Origin of the sequence: Pseudomonas sp. Z1-14 (assembly GCF_051132005.1) — a bacterium.
GTDB lineage: Bacteria > Pseudomonadota > Gammaproteobacteria > Pseudomonadales > Pseudomonadaceae > Aquipseudomonas.
This window is the reverse complement of sequence record NZ_CP071646.1, coordinates 5,593,342-5,612,440: the sequence shown is the minus strand read 5'-3', so window position 1 is coordinate 5,612,440 and position 19,099 is coordinate 5,593,342. Positions and strand designations below refer to the sequence as shown.

Sequence of the window (19,099 nt, the reverse complement as noted above, 5' to 3'; positions counted from 1 at the left end):
GACTGTCGGCAGGGCAATCAGTTCGCCACTAAGCTCATTAGAGTTCTTTCACCTTCTGCCGTCCATCCCGATGAGTGGAAAGGGGCTGCATCAAACGGTACGGGCGCGTTAGGATGGCGCGAAGCCGAGGTTGGAACCTCGCATCGATCCGCTGTAAACGAGGACTGTCATGACTGATTTCACCAATGCCACACCGAGCGCCGTGGACATCGTCAAGCGCGAGAGCTGCTTTCAAGGTTTCTACAAACTCGATCGCATACACCTGCGTCACGAGTTGTTCGCCGGTGGCATGAGCCGTGAAATCAGCCGTGAGCTGTTTGTTCGCCACGATGCGGTGTGTGTGTTGCCCTACGACCCGCAGCGCGATGAAGTGGTACTCATCGAACAGTTTCGCGTGGGCGCCATGGGCAAGACGAGCAACCCGTGGTTGGTGGAACTGGTGGCGGGCCTGATCGACAAGGACGAGCAACCGGAAGAAGTTGCTCATCGCGAGGCGCAGGAGGAAGCTGGGCTTGTTTTCGCTGCGCTCTGGCCGATGACCAAATATTTCCCGTCGCCGGGCGGCAGCGATGAATTCGTGCATCTTTACCTGGGGCGTTGTGACAGCGCGGGGGCAAGTGGGCTGCATGGCCTGGAGGAGGAGGGCGAAGATATCCGGGTAAAAGTCTGGCCTTTCGAAGACGCCCTGCAAGCGGTGCGCGACGGACGTATCTGCAACGCGGCCAGCATCATTGCCTTGCAATGGCTGGCCTTGAATCGAGATGAAGTGAGGGGGCTATGGTCCTGAACAAGCTGCGCGATCGTTATCGCGTCGACCTGGTGGGGTTGCAGGCTGCCTGCGAGGCCAACTACGCTCGCCTGATGCGCTTGTTGCCGGACATGCGCAACGAGCCGGCACCGCGCCGCATCGCCGTGACCCACGGCGACCAGATGCTCGGCGTACTGGCCCTGGAAGTGCTGCAGACCTGTCCCTACACCACCACATTGCAGGTGCGCCAGGAGCACAGCCTGCCCTGGCTGCCGGTGCCGCAGCTGGAAGTGCAGGTCTATCACGATGCACGCATGGCCGAAGTGGTCAGCGCCGAACATGCACGACGCTTTCGCGGCATCTATCCTTACCCCAATGCGTCAATGCACCAGCCGGACGAAAAGGCCCAGTTGAACCTGTTCCTGGGCGAGTGGCTGAGTCATTGCCTGGCGCTGGGCCACGAGTTCGAAGTCGTACGGTAGTTGTGAACCGGTTCCGGTTCGCGGGTTTCCCCTTTCGATCATCCCCCAGCATAATTGCCGCTCATGCAACGGCGTGATTGCGCCTGGGAGAAAGCGATTTGCCGAGCGTATCCAGCTTGACCACTGCCGACGCGGCGCTGCTGGTCCAACTGTCTGACAGCCATTTGTTCGCCGAGGCCGATGCTTCGTTGCTGGGTATGAACACCCGTGACAGCTTGCGGGCGGTGGTTGACCTGGTACTCCAGCAGCAACCGAACGTTGACCTGATGCTCGCCACTGGCGACTTGTCCCAGGACGGTACGCTGCAATCCTACGAGGCATTTCGGCAACTGACTGCGCGTATCGATGCGCCGGCGCGGTGGATTCCGGGCAATCATGATGAGCCGCAGGTGATGCTTGAGGCGGCGGTCCAGAGCACGTTGCTCGATCCGGTGGTGGACATTGGCAACTGGCGAGTCACTCTGTTGGATTCAGCCGTGCCAGGTTCGGTGCCGGGTTTTTTGGCCGAGGAGCAGTTGATTCTGTTGGCCAATGCCTTGAGCGAGGCGCCGGAGCGGCATCATCTGGTGTGTCTGCATCATCATCCGGTGTCGATTGGTTGTGCGTGGATGGAGCCGATCGGGTTGCGCAATCCGGAGGCGCTGTTTGCGGTGTTGGATCGGTTTCCGCAGGTGCGGGCGGTGTTGTGGGGGCATGTGCATCAGGAAATAGACCGGGTGCGCGAGGGGGTTCGTTTGTTGGCTTCGCCTTCGACCTGTATTCAGTTTGAGCCTGGGAGTGAGGATTTTGCGGTGGGCTCGCAGGCGCCAGGGTATCGGTGGTTGCGGTTGTTGCCGGATGGGCGGTTGGAGACAGGAGTTGAGCGGGTGGTTGGGTTTGCGTTTAAGCCTGACTACGGATCCAACGGCTACTGAGTTCGATCAAACTGGACTGACCCCAAACTGTGGGAGCGAGCTTGCTCGCGAAGGCGGCCTTGCAGCCGGCCAGGGGCTTGTTGACCGGGTACATATCCATTGCTGCGGTAACGGCTGCTTGGGGTTCCGCCCTTACGGCGGGTCACTTTTTTCAGACGCCAAAAAAGTAACCCAAAAGGCTTTGCCCCACCACTCGGTACCGTCGGTGACGTGCTCGGCATGCCCTCACTCCGGCATTGCTCCGTGGGCCCGCCGCGAAGGGCCATCCATGGCCCAGCGCGGCTAACCCGGCATCCATGCCGGGTTGCCCACTGCGCAACGCCTGCGTTCGGCCAGCGTGGTTAACGGGGCGCTCAAGACCAAGATCAAGATCTAAGCGAGGCGGCCTGGCAGCCGACCTTATTCTCGCGGGGGTACGCCGGTTTTAATGTGGGAGCGAGCCTGCTCGCGAAGGCGGCGGCACATTCAATGCTGATGCAGGCTGACCCACCGCTTTCGCGAGCAGGCTCGCTCCCACAGGGGGATTTTTGCTGTGTCGAAAAAATCATAATGACCACGGATTCGTGTGGCAGCGAGCTTGCTCGCGATGGCGGGCGGCAGCCTGCCAGGGTTGTGGGAGCGGTCGGAAGACCTTTCTGACGCAAGCGGATTTTTCCGACGAGTGCTGGCGGTTGCCGGGTGGGAAGGGGTGTCGCTAGTCTTTTTCCCGTCGCTGCAAATTCAGCGACCGGGCTTGGAAACCCGATAAGTAAACTGCGCGAAAGCGCTCTTCATAACGTATGCTTCGGTCGTTTTTTGACCATGCTTATGTTATGGCGGCTGTGCGCGGGAGACCTTCGGGTCTGCCGGGCTCGTTTACCTCGGTTTTCCAACCTGCGTACGGCTGCCACCCCCTCGCTTGGAAACGAACGTGGCAGCTCCACCTGTAGACGAGAGTTACCCTCATGCCCAAGATTACCCCCAACCCCCCAGAAACAATCGTTGAGCCGAGGCAATGGAGTTTTAACGGCTGACAAAGCTCCTTCGCCACGAAGACGGAGGGGTATTCGAAACCGCCCAAACTTCCACAAACTCCCTGTAAACTCCGGCCTTTGCCCAGCACCCAGGGAGTTGCCCATGTCGGGTTCGATCCTTTATATCCATGGCTTCAACAGTGCCCCGGCGTCGACCAAGGCCTGTCAACTGACCGAAGTGATGACGCGCCTCGGGCTGGGGGACCAGTTGCGGGTGCCGGCCTTGCATCACCATCCGCGCGAGGCGATTGCTCAGTTGGAGCAGGCGATCACAGAACTGGGGCGGCCGCTGCTGGTCGGCAGCTCGCTCGGCGGCTACTATGCGACTCACTTGGCCGAGCGCCACGGCCTCAAGGCCCTGTTGGTCAATCCGGCGGTCAGCCCGCATCGAATGTTCGACGGTTATCTGGGCACGCAGAAGAATTTGTACACCGACGAGACCTGGGAATTGACCCACGACCACGTGACGGCCCTGGCCGAGCTGGAAGTGCCGGCGCCCCGGGATCCGCAGCGGTTTCAGGTATGGTTGCAAACCGGTGACGAAACGCTGGATTATCGCCACGCCCAGCAGTATTACCGTGCCTGCACGTTGCGTATCCAGGCCGGCGGCGACCACAGTTTTCAAGGGTTTGCCCAGCAGTTGCCGGCGCTGTTGAGTTTTGCCGGCATTGGCGCCGATTTGTACCAGGCGATTGACTTCACCTCACTGTGAACCATTGCCTCTATTTCACTGAACACTGACGACGAGACCCCATGGCCACTCCCAGCGCTAGCTCCTATAACGCAGACGCCATCGAAGTCCTCTCGGGCCTCGACCCGGTGCGCAAGCGCCCCGGCATGTACACCGACACCAGTCGGCCGAATCACCTCGCCCAGGAAGTCATCGACAACAGCGTCGACGAAGCCTTGGCCGGGCACGCGAAGTCGGTGCAGGTCATCCTGCACGCCGATCATTCATTGGAAGTCAGCGATGACGGCCGTGGCATGCCAGTGGACATTCACCCTGAAGAGGGTGTGTCGGGCGTCGAGCTGATCCTCACCAAGCTCCACGCCGGCGGCAAGTTTTCCAACAAGAACTACCAGTTCTCCGGCGGCTTGCACGGGGTGGGTATCTCCGTGGTCAACGCCTTGTCGACCCAGGTGCGGGTCCGGGTCAAGCGTGACGGCAACGAATACCAGATGACCTTTGCTGACGGCTACAAGGCCACCGAGCTGGAAGTGGTCGGCACCGTCGGCAAGCGCAACACCGGCACCAGCGTGTATTTCGCGCCGGACCCGAAGTACTTCGATTCACCGAAGTTTTCCGTCACTCGCCTCAAGCACGTCCTCAAAGCCAAGGCGGTGTTGTGCCCGGGGCTGCTGGTGAGTTTCGAGGACAAGGCCACCGGCGAGAAAGTCGAATGGCATTACGAGGACGGCCTTCGCTCGTACCTGGTCGATGCGGTCAACGGTTTCGAACGCCTGCCCAACGAGCCGTTCTGCGGCAGCCTGGCCGGTAACAAGGAAGCCGTGGACTGGGCGCTGCTGTGGCTGCCCGAGGGCGGCGAAAGCGTCCAGGAAAGCTACGTCAACCTGATCCCCACTGCCCAGGGCGGCACCCACGTCAACGGCTTGCGCCAGGGCCTGCTCGATGCGATGCGCGAGTTCTGTGAATTCCGTAACCTGCTGCCCCGTGGCGTCAAACTGGCGCCGGAAGACGTCTGGGAGCGCATCGCCTTCGTATTGTCGATGAAGATGCAGGAGCCGCAATTCTCCGGCCAGACCAAGGAGCGCCTGTCGTCCCGCGAGGCGGCTGCGTTTGTCTCCGGGGTGGTCAAGGATGCGTTCAGCCTGTGGCTCAATGCCAATCCGGAAACCGGCCTGGCCCTCGCCGAACTGGCGATCAACAACGCCGGCCGTCGCCTCAAGGCAAGCAAGAAGGTCGAGCGCAAGCGCATCACCCAGGGGCCGGCACTGCCGGGCAAGCTCGCCGATTGTGCCGGGCAGGACCCGATGCGCTCCGAGCTGTTCCTGGTGGAAGGTGACTCTGCCGGCGGCTCGGCCAAGCAGGCGCGGGACAAGGAGTTCCAGGCGATCCTGCCGCTGCGGGGCAAGATCCTCAACACTTGGGAAGTCGACGGCAGCGAAGTGCTGGCCAGTCAGGAAGTGCATAACATCGCGGTGGCCATCGGCGTCGATCCGGGCGCCGAGGACATGAGCCAGTTGCGTTACGGCAAGATCTGCATCCTCGCCGACGCCGACTCCGACGGCTTGCACATCGCCACCTTGCTCTGCGCCTTGTTCGTCCAGCATTTCCGCCCGCTGGTGGATGCCGGTCACGTCTATGTGGCGATGCCGCCGTTGTACCGTATCGACCTGGGCAAGGAGATCTACTACGCCCTGGATGAAGCCGAGCGCGACGGCATCCTTGATCGGCTGGTGGCCGAGAAAAAACGCGGCAAGCCGCAGGTCACCCGATTCAAAGGCCTGGGCGAGATGAACCCGCCGCAGTTGCGCGAAACCACCATGGACCCGAACACCCGTCGGCTGGTGCAGTTGACCCTGGATGATTTCGAAGCGACGTCGGAAATGATGGACATGTTGCTGGCGAAAAAACGCGCCGGCGACCGCAAGAACTGGCTTGAATCCAAGGGTGATCTGGCCGAGGTCCTGGCCTGATGCGCAACGGTTTCGCCCTGGCGTTGTTGCTGTGGGCGGGGGTGGTAGTCGCAGGGCCAGTGCCGGAACTGAAGTTGCTGTCCGAGCATGTCGTCGATGGCATGCGCGGCGGCAATCTGTCCGGGCTGGCCTTGTGTGGCAACGAAATGTGGACGGTATCCGATCGCGACGATGACCGGATTTATCGGCTCCAACCCTCCGATGCCCGGGCCTGGCAGGCCGAGGCTGTCGGTATCGAGGTGCCGGCCGTGCCGGAGAATGATTTGCCTTGGGGTTTGCAGTCGCGGACCTGGGCGGCATCGTTCGTGCGCGGTGGCGAACTGGACTACGAAGGCATCAGTTGCGACAGCGCCGGTCAGCGTTATGTGGTCAGTGAGTCCCACGCCGCCGTGCTGAAAATATCGCCGGCAGGCGAAGCGGCCTGGCTGAAAATCAGCCCGACCATGCTCCGCCAGGCCCGGGGCAGCGGCATGCTGCTGCATTTTAATGCCCTGTTCGAAGGTGTGGCGGTCAACCCGGCTGGCGATCAGCTATGGCTGGCCGCCGAACGGGAGCGTCGTGGTCTGGTGTTGCTCAAGCGCCAGCAAACGGTGTGGGACTGCGACGGCAATTGCGTATTGTTGAGCGAAGCGGGGCAGGAGATGCAGCCGGCGCAGTTTCCCAAGGCCAAGGCGGTTTCCCGGGATTTCGCCGATCTGTCATTGTTCAACGGCAAGCTGTTTACCCTGGAGCGAAACGCCTATCAGATCTGCCGGCGTGACCCGCAGACCGCCAAGGTCGAGCGCTGCTGGTCGTTTGCGGCCGAGGCATTGCAGGAAAATCGCCGTTATCCACAGCCCTTCGGCCTGGTCGAAGCGCTCATCGTCGACGCCGACGGCGCCTGGATCGGCGTGGACAACAACGACGGTGCGCGGGCTGACGGCGAGCAGCGGCCGGTTATCTGGCGCTTCGCCGCGCCCGAGGGTGGCTGGGGTGCCGCGCCATGAGCCAGCAACCACCGGGCAAGCGCGCCGGCCGGGTACTGATGATCCTGGCCTGGTGCGCGGCACTGTTTCTGGCAACGCGGTTTTTTGCCCAGTGGGAGCAGCGAGAGCTCAACCCCAATGCCGAGGTGCATTCGCAGAAGGGCGAAGGTTTTATCGAAGTAAAGCTGATCGGCAACCGGCAGGGACATTTTGTCGCCAGCGGCCAGATCAACGGCCAGCCGGTGGATTTCATGCTCGATACCGGGGCCACCGACGTGGCGATCCCGCAGGAATTGGCCGAGCGCCTCAAGCTGGAAAAAGGTCTTGGCGTGAGGTTGAGCACCGCCAATGGTTTGAGCGAAGGCTACCGCACCCGTATCGACCGGCTGCAATTGGGTGACATCGTGTTGCGTGATGTCCGTGCCCTGGTGGCGCCAGGCCTGGAAGGCACGCAAGTGCTGCTGGGCATGAGCGCCCTGAACAAACTTGAATTTACCCAGCGCGACGGCACCATGCTGCTGCGCCAGACAACGAACTGATGAGGCCCGCATGAGCGACATTCTTGCAGACAGCTTGGACGGCGTAGAACGCCGATCGCTGGCTGACTTCACCGAAAATGCCTACCTCAATTACTCCATGTACGTGATCATGGACCGCGCCTTGCCGCATATTGGCGACGGTCTGAAGCCGGTCCAACGGCGGATCATCTATGCCATGAGTGAGTTGGGGCTGGACGCCGATTCCAAGCACAAGAAGTCGGCGCGTACCGTCGGTGACGTGCTCGGCAAGTTTCACCCCCACGGCGACTCGGCCTGCTATGAAGCCATGGTGCTGATGGCGCAGCCGTTCAGCTATCGCTACACGCTGGTGGACGGGCAGGGTAACTGGGGTGCGCCGGACGATCCCAAGTCCTTCGCGGCCATGCGGTACACCGAGGCGCGCCTGTCACGCTATTCCGAAGTGCTGCTCAGCGAACTGGGCCAGGGCACTGCGGACTGGGGGCCGAACTTTGACGGCACCCTCGATGAACCCCTGGTGTTGCCGGCACGTTTGCCGAACATCCTGCTCAATGGCACCACCGGCATTGCCGTGGGCATGGCCACCGACGTGCCGCCGCACAACCTGCGGGAAGTCGCCACAGCGTGCGTGCGCTTGTTGGACGAGCCGAAAGCCACGGTGGAACAGCTCTGCGAACATATCCAGGGCCCGGACTATCCGACCGAAGCGGAAATCATCACGCCGCGTGCCGATCTGCTGAAAATCTATGAGACCGGTCGCGGTTCGGTGCGCATGCGCGCCGTCTATCACGTTGAAGACGGTGACATTATCGTCACCGCGCTGCCGCATCAGGTTTCCGGGGCAAAAGTCCTGGAGCAGATTGCTGCGATGATGCAGGCAAAACCGTCGAAAGCGCCGCAGGTTGCTGACTTGCGCGACGAATCCGATCACGAGAATCCCTGCCGCATCGTGATCATTCCGGTGAACAGCCGGGTCGATCACGATGCGCTGATGCAGCACTTGTTCGCCAGCACCGATCTGGAATCCAGCTATCGGGTGAACATCAACATCATCGGCCTGGACGGCAAGCCGCAGCTGAAAAACCTGCGGGCATTGCTCGTGGAATGGCTCGAATTCCGGGTTAAGACGGTGCGTCGGCGCCTGCAATTTCGCCTGGACAAGGTCGAGCGTCGCCTGCATCTGTTGGACGGCTTGCTGATTGCCTACCTCAACCTCGATGAAGTGATCCACATCATCCGCACCGAGGAGCATCCCAAGGCCAGCCTGATCGAGCGCTTCGCCCTCAGTGAAATCCAGGCCGACTACATCCTCGACACGCGCCTGCGCCAACTGGCCCGCCTGGAAGAAATGAAGCTGCGTGCCGAGCAGGATGAATTGCTCAAGGAACAGGCCAAGCTGCAAGCCTTGCTGGGCAGCGAAGCCAAACTGAAGAAACTGGTACGCACCGAGTTGCTCAAGGACGCCGAAACCTACGGCGATGACCGTCGTTCGCCGATTGTCGAGCGTGCCGAGGCCAAGGCCTTGAGCGAGCACGATCTGTTGCCGAACGAGAAAGTCACCGTTGTACTGTCGGAAAAAGGCTGGGTGCGCTCCGCCAAGGGCCATGACATCGACGCTGCCGGGCTTTCCTACAAGGCCGGGGACGGCTTCAAGGCCTTGGCGCCGGGGCGCTCGAACCAGTTCGCGGTGTTCATCGACTCCACTGGGCGCAGCTATTCGGTGCCGGCCCACACCTTGCCATCGGCGCGTGGCCAGGGTGAACCGCTGACCGGACGATTAACACCTCCGCCGGGTGCAACTTTTGAATGTGTGCTGATGCCTGATGATGACGGGCTGTACGTTATCGCGTCGGACGCCGGCTACGGGTTCGTCGTCAAGGGTGAAGACCTGCAAGCCAAGAACAAGGCGGGCAAGGCGTTGTTGAGCCTGCCGAACAACGCCAAGGTCATTGCCCCGCGCCCGGTCAGCGATCGCGATAACAACTGGCTGGCTTCGGTGACGACCGAAGGTCGGTTGCTGGTCTTCAAGATCAGCGACCTGCCACAGCTTGGGAAAGGCAAAGGCAACAAGATCATCGGGATTCCTGGCGAACGGGTGGCGAGTCGCGAAGAATTTGTCACGGATATTGCAGTGTTACCTGAAGGTGCCACGCTTGTGCTGCAGGCTGGAAAGCGTACGCTTTCACTGAAAGCGGACGATCTTGAGCATTACAAAGGTGAACGCGGTCGGCGGGGCAACAAGCTTCCAAGGGGTTTTCAACGGGTGGATGCACTGCTCGTCGAAAACCTCAATTGACCGTGCTAGAGGGCTCGGTCTGCGATTAAAAGCCGCAGATCGGAACTTTGGCGCTGGAGTCGGAACGCATATTCACGGATGATAGGCCCTTTCAAGCGCCGGCGTAGCCGAGCGTTCTTCATAATGACCGAGTATTTTCACTGTGGTAAGCCTTGTGGCTGCCACCTGGACGGGACGATGACTGCTCTGCGCCTACCTATTTTGTGGCTCGCCGGCCTGCTTGGCCTGGCGGGCTGCAGCATGCACCAGCCGGTGTCGCTGTATCAGCTGGACAGCGGTACCCCGGCCCAGCCTGCGCAAAGCACAGGCATGGCGGTTTTGCTGGGCCCTGTATTGATTGCCGACTACCTGCAACGCGAAACTCTCCTCCAACGCCAACCGGACGGCAGCCTGCAAGCCGCCACGGACGGTCGTTGGGCCGGCAGCCTGTCCTCGGACATCGACCAGCTGCTGCTGCGCCAGGTCGCCGGTCACCTGGACAGTCAGCGCGTGGTGCTGGCGCCGGCTACCCAAGGCTTCACCCCGGATGTGCAGGTCCTGCTGTCGATTACCCGCCTGGACTCGGGTGAATCACAACCGGCGGTACTCGATGCCCAATGGCGGTTGATTGACCGTCGCGGCAAGGTGCGCGAGAACCGCATCGTTCATCTGCAAGAGCAACACGCCGGCACCACGGCGGCGCAGGTTCAGGCCCAGGGTGTGCTGCTGCAACGACTGGCCGAACAGCTGTCCGTCTCGCTCAAGCCGCTGGCCAACCAGCCTCCTATCGCTGAAGTTCCACGCAAGCCCGCTCCCGCCCCGGCCAAGCCGGCAGGAAAGGAAAAGGACAAGATTCCGATGGCCCTGCCGATTCGGACGGACATGGAAGTGTTCCGGTTCTGACGGTTGGTATGGATGCAAGACAAAGCCCGCGTTGATGCGGGCTTTGTTGTTTCTGCTCTTTGGATTCGTGGCGCCTTTCCCGGCCCTTTCGCGAGCAGGCTCGCTCCCACAGGGGGAGGGCGGCAAGCCACAGATCCACTGTGGGAGCGAGCCTGCTCGCGAAGAGGCCATCGAAGCCAACAAAAAAGCCCGCTGACAATCACTCATCACCCACAGGGGGAGGGCGGCAAGCCACAGATCCAGTGTGGGAGCGAGCTTGCTCGCGAAGAGGTCACCGAAGCCAACAAAAAGCCCGCAGACAATCATTCATCTCCCACAGGGGGAGGGCGGCAAGCCACAGATCCAGTGTGGGAGCGAGCCTGCTCGCGAAGAGGCCATCGAAGCCAATAAAAAGCCCGCAGACAATCACTCATCTGCGGGCTTCGTTTATGCCTGGCAACGGAACTCAGGTCTGGCGCTCATGCATTCGCGCCAGTTGCCGTTCCAGCATCGACGGATATGGCTCCATCAGTCGTTCCACACAGCAGGCGCCCTCGGGGCTGGCGATCGGACGGATGCGTGCGCGTTGGCGGATCAGCGCATCGTCATTGATCTTGCGTTCCACCAGCAGCAGGTTGCGGCTGTGTTGGGAAAGGGCCAGGGCGTCCTGGGCGGTTTCGGTCAGCAGCAGGTCGATCTGGCTCAGGCCGAACAAGCCATCGCCCAAGCTCAGGCCCAGCTGCAGTTGCAGAGTGATGCCGCTGTCGGCGACTTCGATCTGCAATTGATGACCCAGCGCCCGCAGCAATTCGCCGCAGCAGATGGCGTTGGTCAGGTAGTCGTCGCCGCTGTCCTCGGTGTGGAACAGCATCAGCGTGCTGCCGTCGTTCAGGGTGTGCAGTTCGCCCTGATAAAGCGATGCGGCCTGGTCGAGGCAGTCGCGATAGCGTTCGAGCAGTTCTTTCAGGCGAGCCTGGGGCAGGCGCCGCAATTGGTCCTGGGCGCCCAGTTGCACGGCCAGTACGGCGCTGTGCTGAGGCTGGTTCGAGGCGACAGGGCGGGCGAGCGGTTGTGGTTCGCCGACAATCGAATCGTCGCGCAAGTCGGCAAAGGCCTCGTCGTCATCGTCGTCTTCGACAGTGCGCACCACATGTCGCGGCGCGGGGCGGGCAGCGGGCAGCGGCGCGCTTTCGTCGAACCCCGGGTCGCGCAGGTTGCGCACCTCGAAGCCCGGCTCCGCATCGTCCTCGTCAACGTAGTCGATGTCTTCAGGTTCCGGCACGGGTTCCGGCTCCGGCGCGAAGCTGGCGTGCAGCTGCCGGGCCAGGTCGCCGATTTCATCCTGGCGCTGGGTGGCTGGCGTGTGTTCGTCGATGTCTCGCAGCCAGACGCGCAACTGCAACAGCGGCGTGGATATATGCCGCCCCAGGCGCAAGCTCAACGCCAGGGCCAATGCCAGCAGGATCGCGCTGAGGATGCCCATGCTTTGCAGGCTGATGGTCATGGGTTGCTGGAACTGGTCCATGTCCAGGCTGATGCGCAGTTGGCCGGCGGTCACGTCCTGGAAGGTGATCTTGCTCTGGTACATGCCGCCGGTTTCGCCGAGCAAGCCTGGCTTGGGACGCTGGCCGGCCTCGGCGAGGATGCGGTTGTCCACGCTGTAGATGGCAGCGTGGGCCACCAGCTTGTTCTTGGTCAGGTTGTTGAGCAGCACATTGAGACTGAGGATGTCGTTGGACACCAGCAGCTCGGTGGCGGACGTGGCGGTCTGGGTGGTCAGGCTTTCGCCCAGGGCATCCGCCTGCTCGTGCATGGCCTGCTTGAATTGCAGGCCCATCACGCAGGCATAGATGACCAGGGCCAAGGCGACCAGGATCACGTTATGGCTGGCAATGCGCAATGCGATCGGCACGCGGCGATGGCGCAATGCACGGAAGATCAGCAGGAAGAAGTTGTCGGTTTTGACTGGCGTGGGCCGGTTCACTGAGCTCGGCTCTTTGTCCGTGAAATTGACGCGCAGTATAGCGACAGCCCCATGACCGGCAAAGCACTGGCGGTGCCCGATGGTCACTGAATGTGGGTAGAATGCGGTTTTTTTCCACCTGCGGGGGTGCGCCTTGCGCGAAATCGTCCTGATAAACATCACTGGCAGCGACCGTCCGGGTCTGACTGCGGCCATTACCGGCGTTCTGGCCCAGGGTGGTGTGAACATTCTCGACATCGGTCAGGCGGTGATCCACGACACGCTGTCGTTTGGCATCCTGGTTGAAATCCCGGACGCCGAACACAGCAAATCGGTGCTCAAGGACATCCTGTTCACCGCATACAAGCTTGATCAGCAGGTGCGTTTCACCCCGGTGTCCGAGGAAGATTACCAACAGTGGGTGGCTGGCCAGGGCAAGAAACGCCATATCGTGACGCTGTTGACCCGCAAGGTGACCGCCGAGCAGTTGCAGCGTGTCAGTTCGATCACCGCCCAATACGGCTTGAATATCGATCACATCGACCGACTGTCCGGGCGCATGCCGCTGGATACTCCGGCCGATCAAGGCAAGGGCTGCATCGAGTTTTCCGTGCGCGGCGAACCCGCCGATCCCCAGGCTTTGCGCGCCGAGTTCCTCAGTGTGGCGCAGGAGCTGAACGTTGACATCGCCTTCCAGGAGGATTCGCTGTTTCGCCGCAACCGTCGCCTGGCGGTGTTCGACATGGACTCGACGTTGATCGAAGCCGAGGTCATCGATGAGTTGGCCAAGGCTGCCGGCGTGGGCGACAAGGTGTCGGCGATTACCGAGCGGGCGATGGCCGGCGAGCTGGATTTCCGCGCCAGCTTCAAGGAGCGCCTGGCGTTGCTCAAAGGCCTGGATGTCAGTGTGCTCGACTCGATCGGTGCCTCGTTGCGCCTGACCGAAGGCGCCGAAACCTTGTTCGCCGAGCTCAAGCGCCTGGGTTACAAGACCGCCATCCTGTCCGGCGGCTTCACTTATTTTGCCAAACAGCTGCAGGCCAGACTCGGCATCGACTACGTGTTCGCCAACGAACTGGAAGTGGTGGATGGCAAGGTCACCGGCGTGGCTGTCGAGCCGATCGTCGATGCCCAGCGCAAGGCGGACTTGCTGCGTGAGCTGGCCGCGAAAGAAGGCCTTCGACTGGAGCAGGCCATCGCGGTCGGTGACGGCGCCAACGACTTGCCGATGCTTGCGATCGCCGGGCTGGGCGTGGCGTTCCGGGCCAAACCGCTGGTCAAGCAATCAGCCAGGCAGGCCATTTCGACCCTGGGGTTGGATGGGGTGCTGTATTTGCTGGGCTTCAGGGATCGCGACGGGCAGGTTTGAGCCCTGCATCGATTTCCCAGGCATACGCTCTTGTGGGGAGGGAGCAAGCTCCCTCGCCACGGGAGCTGGTCGCTTCCTAGAGTGACTTCCACAGCGAATCAAAATCGCCTTCCTTGTCACTGCCATCCCCGCCGGTGCCTGAGTCTTCGGGGTGATAAGCAAACTGATTGAAGCTGTGGGTGCTGGTCACGCGCCGATCCAGCGAGGCTCGTCTTTCCTGTCCGTTGGTATTGATCAACACTCGCTGGCCTTCCTGGAAGGGCAGGCGCGGAGCGATCATCGTGGGCGGCAGGTCGATCGCGCTGATTTCCGGCAGCAGCAGCCCCCGCAAGTAGTGGCCTTGCTCGTTCTGCTCGCGCGCCAATTGCACGCCGCAAGGCTGGGCATGGGGAGCTACCAGTTCAATGCCCATTTGCATCGCACCGTTGCGCACCTGCCGGATCCAGCGGACCACGGCGATACTCCAGGCCTGGTCGCTGGTGTCACGAATCCCGACCATCTCCCCGGCCTGCAATTGCTCCGGCACTTCCTTCGGCCAGCCGAGGCAGTACCCACCCGGGCTGTGATTGATGATCGGCAGCTCAAAGGTCGGGAAATGATGCTGGTTGTCGGAACTGGCGCCGTCGTCATCGGCCGGGTTGACCGGATACTCGATTTCCTCGTAGGGCAAGAGGTCGCTGTCGCCAGCTGGCGCGGCGTCGAACGCCTGGTTCCAGGTGTCGTTGGTTTTGGTCGGCGAGGCCTCGAACCGGGCCTTGCGCATGGCCGGGTTCTTCAGGATTTCGCTGAAGGAACGTTCGCCCCCAAGGTAATAGTGCAGCGCGCTCATGCCCACGCACAGGGTCAGCGTGCCGTTGCCTTCGGTGCGTTGGAAGCTGCGTTCGGCAGCTTCGCCCCAGGCCGCTTGCAGATGATGCAAGGTGTCGGCACTCATGCCGGCAGGTACCGCCAGGGACGAGTCGCCAGGTTGCGCCAGGTGAGCGCTGATGGCACGTACCAGGGGCTGGGGATCGAACCCCTGCAGGCTGGGTTGCTGTTCGGCGCGAAATTTGGAGCGATAGCGCGGCCCTACATCCAGTTGTGGTGCGACGGCAAACAGGCTGGCGGCGGTGACGGCCGGGTCGAGCTTGACGCTCTGGCTCCACGGCTCCAGCACCTCGGCCAGCCGGGCGATCTGGCTCTGGCGTAACTGGTTGCTGCGCGACGCGCCCAGCAGCAGGGCGACGACGTAGGTCTGCTCGGCATCCAATTGAGGGACCTGGCTGGCCAGCTCATCGCCCACGCTGAGGTGTTGCAACCGATGCTGGCAGGCGATCCGGTACAGCTGGTGCAAATCGAGCCATAAACCTTCAGGCACGGGGCTGTATAGCTGGCTGGCTCGCAACAGCGTGCCGTCGAGGGCATGTATCGCCCGTTGCAGCGCTGTCGCCAGCAGGCGCGCCCGGTCCTTGGTGAATTTTGGCGAGATGCGCGCAACGATTTGTTTGTATCCCATCGCCAAATGAGTCTGCAGGGCCTGGCTCAGGTTGACGATCTTGCGCGAGCGCTCATCCAGCACGATGGCCTGTTGCAGGAAGTGTCGCTCCAGGTGCTTGCAGACGTAATAAACCTCGGGCCGCAACAGTTCGAGCAGTTGCAGGCGGTTTTCACTCGGGGTGAGCAACTGGTTCAGTTCACCGAGGGCCTGGTACAGCAGGCGCGCGGTTTCACCGATGTTGGCCTTGGGCAGGTTGCCGATCCAGCGCTTGAGATCGCGTGGCGTGGCATCGCAGAAGGACAGGCGCGACTGGGTCGGTGTCGAGACGCGCAGTAACTGGAGAGGGCTGGTCTCATTCATGCCGTGGATGGGCTCCGGCGGGAAATGAAGGGAATGTTTCCAACTCTAGCAGGTGTGGGCGAAAGATCATGCTGCGGCGACACCTGGCGCCGGCGATGGCAGCGACCGAATTCGCTGCCTCGGTGATCAAGCCTTGGGTAATGCCAGTCCTTGACCCATCTTCACCGGCGAGCCGGCTACAAGGTCGTCGGCCCACTTCACTTGATCCGGCCCGAACAGCACGATAGCGGTCGAACCCAGTTTGAAGCGGCCCAGCTCGGCACCCTTCGCCAGGTGAATCGGCGCACGGGCGGCTTCGTCATAACGGAAGGTCTTGAGTTCGCGCTTGGGCGGTGTCACCAGGCCGGCCCAGACCGTCTCGATGGACGCCACGATCATTGCACCCACCAGCACCACGGCCATCGGCCCGCGTTCGGTGTCGAAAATGCACGCTACGCGTTCGTTGCGGGCGAACAGCTCCGGAACGTTTTCGGCTGTGGTCTGGTTGACCGAGAAAATGCGCCCCGGGATATAGACCATTTCCCGCAGCGTGCCGGCCAACGGCATGTGCACGCGGTGGTAATCCTTGGGCGACAGGTAAATCGTCGCGAAGTCGCCGCCCATGAATGGCGCCGCGTTGGCCGCATCGCCGCCGAGCAGTTCCAGCACGCTGAAGCTGTGGCCCTTGGCCTGGAACACGCGGCCATGCTCGATCGGGCCGAGCTGGCTGACGGCGCCGTCGGCGGGGCTCAGAATCGCGCCTGGGGTTTGATCCAGGGGGCGGGCACCGTCTTTCAGCGCGCGGGTGAAGAAAGCGTTGAAGTGCTCATAGGCGCTCAGGTCTTCCACCAGGGCCTGGGACATATCCACTTGGTAGCGCTTGGCGAACCAGGCCGTAAAGGCGTTCTTGAACCAGCGCACGCGGCATTCGGCGATGCAGCCGGCGAGGCGCGACAGCAAGTGGTGCGGCAGCAGGTATTGGGAAAGGATGAACAAGCGGTTCTTCATTAAATGTCCTTAGGAATCTTCAAAGCTCGATCGGGGTGTCAGGGTGGTTGCCCCATTCGCCCCAGGAACCGGCGTAGCCTTTGACTCGCGGATAACCGAGCGCCTTGGCCACCAGATAGGTGAAGCCAGAGCGGTGATGAGTCTGGCAGTGGGTAACGATTTCCTTGTCGGGTGTAATACCCAACTGTTCGAGGATCTCGGGCATGTCCTTGCGAATGCGCAGGTTGCGCGTCGGGTCCATGCCGGCGGTCCATTCGAAGTTCACCGCGCCGGGAATATGGCCGCCCCTGGCCGCGACGACTTTTTCGCCGGAGTACTCCAGCGGGCCGCGTGCATCCCAGATGGCCAGGTCGGCAGCGCCGAGGCGGCCTTGCAGGTATTCGCGGGTGGCAGTGGGTTCGTCGTGCAGCACAAGGCTCACCGGGCCTGCGCCGGGCGCGGGCATTTCAGTGGACACCGGCAGGCCCTCATCCAGCCAGGACAGCAAGCCACCGTCGAGGTAGTGGTAATTCGAATGACCGATCACGTCCAACAGCCAGATGAAGCGCCCGGCCCAACCACCGCCTTCATCGTCATACACCACGTAGACGGCGTTGGGGTTGTGTCCGAGTTCGCCGAACAGCGCCTCAAGGTCGGCTTTTGCCGGCAACAGGCCTGGGGCCGGAGGCTGACCCAGTTGCGTGCGCTTGGGATCGACGAAACGCGCGCCGGGGATGTGCCCGTTGCTGTAGCGGGCCGCGCTGGTGAGGTCCACCAGAATCAGCTCGGGAGCATCGAGGCGCGGCCGCAGTTCGCTCGGTTCGATTACCAGCGGCAAGCCAGAGAAGTCAGGCATGTGAGGCCTCCTGGGGCGCAAAGGGAAAGGATTGTAGCAAGTTCAGCGGCCGCGGTTGGTGAAGCTGTGCAGGGCGCGCTCGATGCACTGCACGGTTTTACCGAAAGCTTGTACCGTCACATCCGAAAACGGTCCGCCGCCCTGGTCTACCGCCACCAGCATAATCACTCGACCGTTACAGGCCAGAGAGCGCAGCAGCAAGTGTTCGCCGCGAAACAGGCTGCGCAGGCCCGCTGGCAGCAATGCCGAATATTGGGCGTTGTTTTGCGGGGTCAGGCGAACCTGGGCCTGCTGGGCAAGTAATCGTTGCAAAATTTTGCTTTGGCTGATGGAGAAGCTCATGGCCGCCGCTTCCTTGGGCAAACCGGCAGTCTGATGCACGCGTACGCTGGTCTGGCTGCGGTCGGCCATCAAGATCATGACCCGGCGCATGCCACATGCCGCTAGCGCATCCCGTGCCGAGGTGGTCAGGTGCATGGCGTTGCGGAACGGGCTCGGCTCCACCAGCAACGCGGCGCATTGTCTGCGCCATTGGCTCAGGTCCTGGGCGCTGGGCGGGGCGGCGGGCAGCAAACCTGGGTGGACCCGCTTGCTGCCCGGCGGCCAGATCAGCGCCACGGCGGGATGCCAGAGGTCCGGCATGGCGTGCTGGCGCGCGCTGTTGGCGGCCTGTTGATGAAGCTGTTGCTGAATGTCGTCCATCGGCATCTGCAGATACAGGCTGGTGAGGTATTGCCAGCGGGCACTGTGCGGGCTGTCCCACGCCTGCTGTGCCGAAAGTGCCAGGCCGTTGGCCAGCAGCACGGTGTTGGCTGGCTGATTGAGCCAGCGCCGCAGGGTCGGGTCGTCGTCCAGGCGATTCTGTTGGCGCAGTGGATGCTCACTGTCGCGCGCAATGCGCAGCACTTTGACCAGTTCGCGACGCTCGTTGAGCAGCAGGCGATAGCCCTGCGCTACCCAGATCGGCAGGCGCCAGGTCTCCACCAATGCCAGGCAGATTTTCAGCAGGCTGACGCCGAACAGTTCACGCTCCACTTCGCCGGCTGGCTGGCCTTTATGAACGACGCGCAGCTCCCATTCCCCGAGCAATCGTGGATGAGTCAGGGCCAGCGGCCAGAGCGGTGACAGGAACAGCAGGCTGCCCCAATGGATGTCTTGCCACAGCCGCGCCAGGCGGCTGGCAAAAAAACCGTTGGCCTGTTGCGTGGCGTGCTGGCTGATCAATTGCAACTGGCGCAGGGCCAAGGGAATCTGCTGCCCCGGCAGTGAGGGCAGGCGAGCAAGCAGTTCTTCGGTGCGCTTGAGGCCGAGGCGGTTGATGGCCACCTCAAGGTTTTCCGCCGGTTCCGCCAGGGTACCGTGCGTGTGGTGGTTGGCTTCGCGGATGACGCTCAGGGCCAGCGCGGGGCTGTCCTGCATCAGTTCGGCGATGTCACGCAGCGAGCGGCGACTGTCGCCAATCGCCTTGCAGACCAGGTCGTGGCTGGCCTGGGGTACCGGCAGGTGCACGCCCTCGAGCAGCTTTACCCAGCCTTCGAGGGTGGTCGGTCTTGGAGTTGGGACGTTCGTTTCGTTAGCCATGGTTGGACGTGATCATCGCATGGGGTATCTACGCCCGGAACGGGGCAAAATTGGCTTTTCGCCGGAACTGGC

At 62.1% G+C, this 19,099-nt stretch carries 15 protein-coding genes; 10 read left to right on the top strand and 5 right to left on the bottom strand.

Annotated features, from left to right (window positions below; genetic code table 11):
* Positions 1-169 precede the first annotated feature (169 nt).
* The 9 genes from J3P89_RS25800 (at position 170) to J3P89_RS25760 (ending at position 10,476) form a co-directional block, all read left to right on the top strand.
* Entirely contained in the window at positions 170-787 is a 618-nt protein-coding gene (locus tag J3P89_RS25800) for an NUDIX domain-containing protein (protein WP_434570025.1), read from the top strand.
* The gene (locus J3P89_RS25795) at positions 778-1,230 is read left to right on the top strand and encodes a DUF1249 domain-containing protein (protein WP_434696054.1); all 453 of its coding nucleotides are present in this window, start codon (positions 778-780) and stop codon (positions 1,228-1,230) included. Before J3P89_RS25800 ends, J3P89_RS25795 begins: the two co-directional genes overlap by 10 nt.
* 98 nt (positions 1,231-1,328) lie before the next feature.
* Positions 1,329-2,144, top strand: a complete 816-nt coding sequence (gene cpdA, locus J3P89_RS25790; protein WP_434696053.1) for a 3',5'-cyclic-AMP phosphodiesterase — start codon at positions 1,329-1,331, stop codon at positions 2,142-2,144.
* Positions 2,145-3,260: 1,116 nt separating this feature from the next.
* Positions 3,261-3,869 (top strand): YqiA/YcfP family alpha/beta fold hydrolase, encoded by a 609-nt coding sequence (locus J3P89_RS25785; RefSeq protein ID WP_434696052.1) that lies wholly within the window; start codon positions 3,261-3,263, stop codon positions 3,867-3,869.
* Positions 3,870-3,910: 41 nt separating this feature from the next.
* A complete protein-coding gene (gene parE / locus J3P89_RS25780; protein ID WP_434570021.1) occupies positions 3,911-5,815 on the top strand; it encodes a DNA topoisomerase IV subunit B in 1,905 nt (634 codons plus the stop codon).
* Complete coding sequence (locus tag J3P89_RS25775) at positions 5,815-6,801, top strand: esterase-like activity of phytase family protein (protein WP_434696051.1); 987 nt, start codon at positions 5,815-5,817, stop codon at positions 6,799-6,801. Before parE ends, J3P89_RS25775 begins: the two co-directional genes overlap by 1 nt.
* Complete coding sequence (locus J3P89_RS25770; RefSeq protein ID WP_434570018.1) at positions 6,798-7,319, top strand: retropepsin-like aspartic protease family protein; 522 nt, start codon at positions 6,798-6,800, stop codon at positions 7,317-7,319. Before J3P89_RS25775 ends, J3P89_RS25770 begins: the two co-directional genes overlap by 4 nt.
* Positions 7,320-7,329: 10 nt before the next feature.
* A complete protein-coding gene (parC, locus tag J3P89_RS25765) occupies positions 7,330-9,594 on the top strand; it encodes a DNA topoisomerase IV subunit A (RefSeq protein WP_305497226.1) in 2,265 nt (754 codons plus the stop codon).
* Between the two features lie 177 nt (positions 9,595-9,771).
* Complete coding sequence (locus J3P89_RS25760; RefSeq protein WP_305497225.1) at positions 9,772-10,476, top strand: PqiC family protein; 705 nt, start codon at positions 9,772-9,774, stop codon at positions 10,474-10,476.
* Positions 10,477-10,921: 445 nt separating this feature from the next.
* Here J3P89_RS25760 and J3P89_RS25755 read toward each other — a convergent pair whose 3' ends face one another.
* The gene (locus tag J3P89_RS25755; RefSeq protein ID WP_434696050.1) at positions 10,922-12,439 is read right to left on the bottom strand and encodes an AhpA/YtjB family protein; all 1,518 of its coding nucleotides are present in this window, start codon (positions 12,437-12,439) and stop codon (positions 10,922-10,924) included.
* 133 nt (positions 12,440-12,572) lie between these two features.
* Here J3P89_RS25755 and serB point away from each other — a divergent pair, with 133 nt between their 5' ends.
* On the top strand, positions 12,573-13,787 hold the full coding sequence (gene serB / locus J3P89_RS25750; protein WP_434696049.1) for a phosphoserine phosphatase SerB: 1,215 nt from the start codon (positions 12,573-12,575) through the stop codon (positions 13,785-13,787).
* Positions 13,788-13,863: 76 nt separating this feature from the next.
* Here serB and J3P89_RS25745 read toward each other — a convergent pair whose 3' ends face one another.
* The 4 genes from J3P89_RS25745 to J3P89_RS25730 all read right to left on the bottom strand — a co-directional run bounded on the left by J3P89_RS25745 (position 13,864) and on the right by J3P89_RS25730 (position 19,027).
* Positions 13,864-15,624, bottom strand: coding sequence for a molecular chaperone (locus J3P89_RS25745; RefSeq protein WP_434696048.1), 1,761 nt, complete (start codon positions 15,622-15,624; stop codon positions 13,864-13,866).
* Between the two features lie 126 nt (positions 15,625-15,750).
* On the bottom strand, positions 15,751-16,611 hold the full coding sequence (asd, locus tag J3P89_RS25740) for an archaetidylserine decarboxylase (protein WP_434696047.1): 861 nt from the start codon (positions 16,609-16,611) through the stop codon (positions 15,751-15,753).
* A gap of 19 nt (positions 16,612-16,630) precedes the next feature.
* Entirely contained in the window at positions 16,631-17,446 is an 816-nt protein-coding gene (locus J3P89_RS25735) for a rhodanese-like domain-containing protein (protein WP_434696046.1), read from the bottom strand.
* Between the two features lie 42 nt (positions 17,447-17,488).
* Positions 17,489-19,027, bottom strand: coding sequence for an HDOD domain-containing protein (locus J3P89_RS25730; protein ID WP_434696045.1), 1,539 nt, complete (start codon positions 19,025-19,027; stop codon positions 17,489-17,491).
* Between the last annotated feature and the right edge of the window lie 72 nt (positions 19,028-19,099).